General features: G+C 55.0%; 7 protein-coding genes. All 7 read right to left on the bottom strand.

Annotated elements, in window-relative coordinates; all coding sequences use genetic code 11:
* Positions 1 to 188: 188 nt before the first annotated feature.
* Entirely contained in the window at positions 189 to 404 is a 216-nt protein-coding gene (locus Q0294_RS20285) for a hypothetical protein (protein WP_299469092.1), read from the bottom strand.
* A 109-nt stretch (positions 405 to 513) separates the two neighbouring features.
* Positions 514 to 765: a hypothetical protein gene (locus Q0294_RS20290; RefSeq protein ID WP_299469094.1), complete on the bottom strand. Its 252-nt coding sequence runs from the start codon at positions 763 to 765 to the stop codon at positions 514 to 516.
* 10 nt (positions 766 to 775) lie between these two features.
* A complete protein-coding gene (locus tag Q0294_RS20295; protein ID WP_299469096.1) occupies positions 776 to 1,711 on the bottom strand; it encodes a hypothetical protein in 936 nt (311 codons plus the stop codon).
* Positions 1,712 to 1,742: 31 nt separating this feature from the next.
* A complete protein-coding gene (locus Q0294_RS20300) occupies positions 1,743 to 3,239 on the bottom strand; it encodes an AAA family ATPase (protein WP_299469098.1) in 1,497 nt (498 codons plus the stop codon).
* A gap of 46 nt (positions 3,240 to 3,285) precedes the next feature.
* Positions 3,286 to 3,891 (bottom strand): hypothetical protein, encoded by a 606-nt coding sequence (locus tag Q0294_RS20305; protein ID WP_299469100.1) that lies wholly within the window; start codon positions 3,889 to 3,891, stop codon positions 3,286 to 3,288.
* Between the two features lie 59 nt (positions 3,892 to 3,950).
* Complete coding sequence (locus Q0294_RS20310; RefSeq protein ID WP_299469101.1) at positions 3,951 to 4,145, bottom strand: DUF2997 domain-containing protein; 195 nt, start codon at positions 4,143 to 4,145, stop codon at positions 3,951 to 3,953.
* On the bottom strand, positions 4,142 to 4,486 hold a 345-nt coding region (locus Q0294_RS20315; RefSeq protein ID WP_299469103.1), incomplete at its 5' end, for a DUF1257 domain-containing protein. The genes Q0294_RS20315 and Q0294_RS20310, both read right to left, overlap by 4 nt.

The following is a 4,486-nucleotide window of genomic DNA, read 5'->3' on the forward strand; positions in this document are numbered from 1 at the left end:
AACACACAATGTTTGTTTATGTGAGCGGCCATCGTTTTCGACGTCGTTTTCTGCGGCGTGTATTACCTTTCACACCCCGTCGTCCCCTGATGCGACCGGCGTGCACCATTTGCCGAAGTGCCGACTGCGAATTCGATCGTGCACTGAGGTCTTCTGAGGCAGTCCGACAGCATTCGCTCGTTGGAAGGTCAGGCCACCACTGGTTCATGGTGAGCCCCTTGTCGCTCGGAATTCAGTCGATTGGTTTCCAGCTCATCCCAGTCGATCACATAGGGTCCTGATTCCTCTGCTGCGGGATCAATGACCTCATCGGGCTCCGCTAATAAGAAACCCAGACGTTTCACGGTCGACATACTTTCGCCAGTTGCCAGGGCAACCGCCCGGTTTAAGTCTGCCTGTTTCATCAGTTGTCTCCTTCAATACGAAAATGTTTAAACAAAAAAAGCCCCGGTCCTGCAGGCAATCAACCTGCGGGACCGGGGCAAACCAGTTTTAAAATTAAGTCGTCAGTTCTCAGGGACGGGAGTCTGGAGACAACCAGTGCTGCTCCAGCCAGTCCGTTTCGGTTTTCAGGGCAGCACTCCGCTGCGCGAAAGGTCCCAGCTGTGGACCGTCCACAGGGGACAGATCCACCAGCCACTGACCGGCTGCATTCGGTTCGACATAAGAGCCACGTGAGATGGCCAGTCGTCCGACGGTTGTCAGGTCAATGGCTTCTGAGTAAACGCAATGCACCGCCCCCTGCGGTGAGATCAAAAGTTTCATGTGGATCACCTTATTTGGGGGTTCGGATAATCTGTCGACGCGGACGGTCGATCAACAGACCATCCAGGGCAGCCTGGACTCCCGACAGCTCAGAGGCGACCTGCTGACGGAGTTCACCGCGTTTTCGCAATTCCTGGGGCTGGATACCCTGTACAATCCCCTGGCATTGCGCGACCAGTACATCCAACTGCTCATTGGACCGCACATTCAGGGATCGGAAGCGTTCAAAGAACTCGTGCAGGTTGCCAATAGCCGAATCCCGGAAAACTTTGGGGCGGCCGTCAGCCTGTCCACTTAAACGGTCCGTCAGATGCGATACTAACTGTGACAGTTCACCCAGAAAGGCGTCTTCCGCCAGCCTGACCGCTTCTTCAAAGCGCGATTGCACGCGCTGGCATTCCTGCTCATAAAGTTCCGGATTGAGCTGCCTGAGGTAATCCGGCGGTTCGACGCTGGGAAAGTCCCAGGAAACCTCGAACAGTCCGATCATGCTCACGGGATAATCATCGTCATTGAAGAGACTCCCCAGTCGCTCCTGGGCTGCTGACTTCAACGATAGATATTGTTCATCCAGGTTTGAGACGGCTTCGTTGAGCTCTTCTGTAAACTGGTGCATCTGCTCCTGGAAAGTAGTCAGGGCATCCTGGCGCAGTAACCTAATTCCGGGTTCCGGAAAGGGCAAGCTGATGGAAGTCCAGTACGATCGCACCCGCTGGCGGACCGCATTCACGGCCCGGAAACGGGGATGACCGGTATCCAGCAGTTTCTTGCCGGCACTCAGAAACGTCCCCTCTGCTCCAAACGATTCGGCAGCCTGAGTCTTCTGGTCGCGTGTCAGGGACTTGCGCGTGCCGAACCATTCAAAACTGATACGTGTGGCACACATCGTTGACCGTAGCCGATCGATGGGATCGGTGCGGGTATTTACTTCATCAATAGCAGTCATGGTCATATTAGATCCTTAAATAGAGTGTGGTTTAGTTTCTATGGGGATCGCGTGAGAGATTACGACGAGAACGCGAACCGGATCGCTCGTCGTTGCTAAAAATGCCTGGCTGTTCTGCAGACAGACAGCGTCTGCTGGCCCAGCGTCGTAAACGGGCCACCGATTCGGCGGCGGTAATGGCCACGGGAACCACGTTTTCAGCGGCCTTGATTAAAGGAACTTCGAGCAGTGCCGCCAGACGACAGCAGGCCCGGATTTCAGAACCCGTCCAGTGCCGGTCGTCCGGCAATGGCTGGTCTGGCGTAAGACCAAACAGCTCACGGTACAGCCCCCAGATGTCCTGCTTCTGGTCATCTCCTGGTAAATCCAGAAAGAACAATGCATCAAAGCGTTCGGCCCGCACAAACTCCGGCGGCAGTTTGGAAATGTCGTTGGCGGTACAAACTACGAACACGTCTGAAGTGTGGTCGTTCAACCAGCCCAGCAGCGTTCCCAGCATGCGGGTTGAGACACCGCTGTCAGACTGACTGGAAGAGGCTGCGCCACTCAAGCCTTTTTCGACTTCATCGATAAACAGGATAGCTGGCTGCATGGCATCGACGATTCGGAGGGCTCTACGAGTTCTCTCTTCCGTTTGGCCCAACAGCGAACCCATTAGAGCGCCCACGTCGAGTGTCAGTGTGGGACGTCCCGTCTCTTTGCCGAGTGCTTTGGCAAACGCACTTTTACCGGTTCCCGGAACTCCCAGTAACAACACGCCTCTGGGACGAACAGGTGTCGCATCCTGGGGGCGGGATCGAAGAGCTTGCAGACAGAAGGCTTTGAGGGCTTCCAGGCCTCCCAGTCCATCGAACGATTCTGATCCCTGGTGCAGTGATAACAGACCACTTTTCAGCAGCGTCTGAGATTTCAGCTCCAATACGACAGAGGCTTCGATGCGGCCATGTCGTACCAGCGAGAGGCTGAAGGCCCCTTCAGCTTCATAACGGGTCAGACCCGAGGCAGCGTCCAAGACACGTTGCAGTTCAGGTTCCTCCGGCAATTCTCCCGCTTCCGTGGCGATACTGCGGGCAATTTCCAGCAGTTGCTCCCGATCAGGAAGATCATGTTCCAGACAGACAAACAGTTTTTCCAGTTCTGTGGGGATCTGGACCAGGCTGGAAAGGATGACAATAAATGTCCGTGCCTGTTTTCCCAGATTGATCTGTTGTGTCAGCGCCTGAATGATTTCCGGAGAATTGATGAACCGATGGAAATTCTTGAGAACCAGCAGCGTGGGCCGCTCCGGATCAGCCTGACTATTCAGACAGTGTATGGCCGCCAGGGGATCGAGGAGCGATGTGTCGCGGTCTGCAGCGAGTTCCGTTCCCTGCAGCCCCCGGTCAATGTCCCAGGAGAGTAATCGCCAGTCTTCGCTGTGACAAAGCCGGGACATTTCCAGCAACGCCTCGTCGTGTTCGTGACTCTGAATCCAGATACCAGTAAAGCAGGCGCGTATGTTCTCAGTCAGTCGTTCGGATAGTAACATAGAAGTTTCCTTGATGGTTTGATGAAAAAGAAGGTGAGAAATGTGTTTAAGCGGTTTCAGCCAGTTGGCCGATCGTCTCCAGCCAGGAAATGATTTCCCCGTCCGGATCACGTTCCTGCAACAGGGGGACCGTCATCTGCTCGACGGCACTGGTATTGAGCCAGTGCTTGACTCGATTCGTCAGTCGCACCCGGGCCCGTCGCGTGAGCTGGCTCCAGGAGTAATCGTTATGAGTGCTGTCAAATACCCGTTGCGCCACTTCCGACGCCACACAATCATGGTCACCGAATTCAGGAGTGATGTTGGCAACGGTCTGTATGGCACGGGGATGCAGGTAGTTTTCCAGACTCCGTTTCGACGTCAGCACGGCACGGCAACAACAGCGTTGATTGATTGTGGCGACGGTTTGCTGACGCAATTCCGTGACCGGTGACTGTTCGCGATCGTACAAATGAAACTCTGGCAGGTTAAGAGGAGCCAGTCGCTTGCCCCAGGCTTGGGGATGCCCACTGATGGGCAGAAAAATGAGTTCCTTGTTGCGCTCCATGCCGGCCAGATCAGGCAGTGTGGGATGCTTGGCATGCAGGAGAGTGGAGATCCGTCTCAGGAATTTGATGTCGTGTGTCCCTTCGACGACCACCAGCACACGCACCGGTTGGGGATTTTCGATAATTCGCTCAGGTAAGACCTGTATATGTTGATTTGCGAAAGCTAATTCTCCTGTCTCAGATTGTTGGGTTGATGTTGGACGCTCTGGTGGTATTCAGCGGTCAGCTGTTCCGCGGAAACCTTCCCCAGCGCCGCTTCCAGAAACCGACTGGCGTCTTTACAGCGGGAGCCGGTAAAGCCGCGGGTTTCAATCCGGGACTGACCGTCGGTTGAAAATATGATGTTGATTGTTTTCAATGGTCTGCTCCGATCTGAATAGTGAGTTTGATGGAACCGTCGCTGAGCTGGTTTTCGAGGACGGAATGTCCCTTCCGGCGCGCTTCCAGACGGCATTTTTCCACGCCATAAAATTGCAGCAATGTGTTGAGTTGAGCCGGCTCTCCCCAGCGACCTTCAAAGTTGTCGTATCGAACCTGGCCCTGATCGACATCGAAGACGATAGGATACCGCCAGTCTGGCAGACGGACGCAATAGCCGGTGGCTTCCCCACTAAACAGAGGAACGGTTTCGTGCACGGGTTCCCCCAGTTCGAGTCGGCGACAGGCCAGGCCCAGTGCCTCGGTGTCGCGGACCTCAGT

It is taken from the genome of uncultured Gimesia sp. (assembly GCF_937919775.1).
Classification (GTDB): Bacteria; Planctomycetota; Planctomycetia; order Planctomycetales; family Planctomycetaceae; genus Gimesia.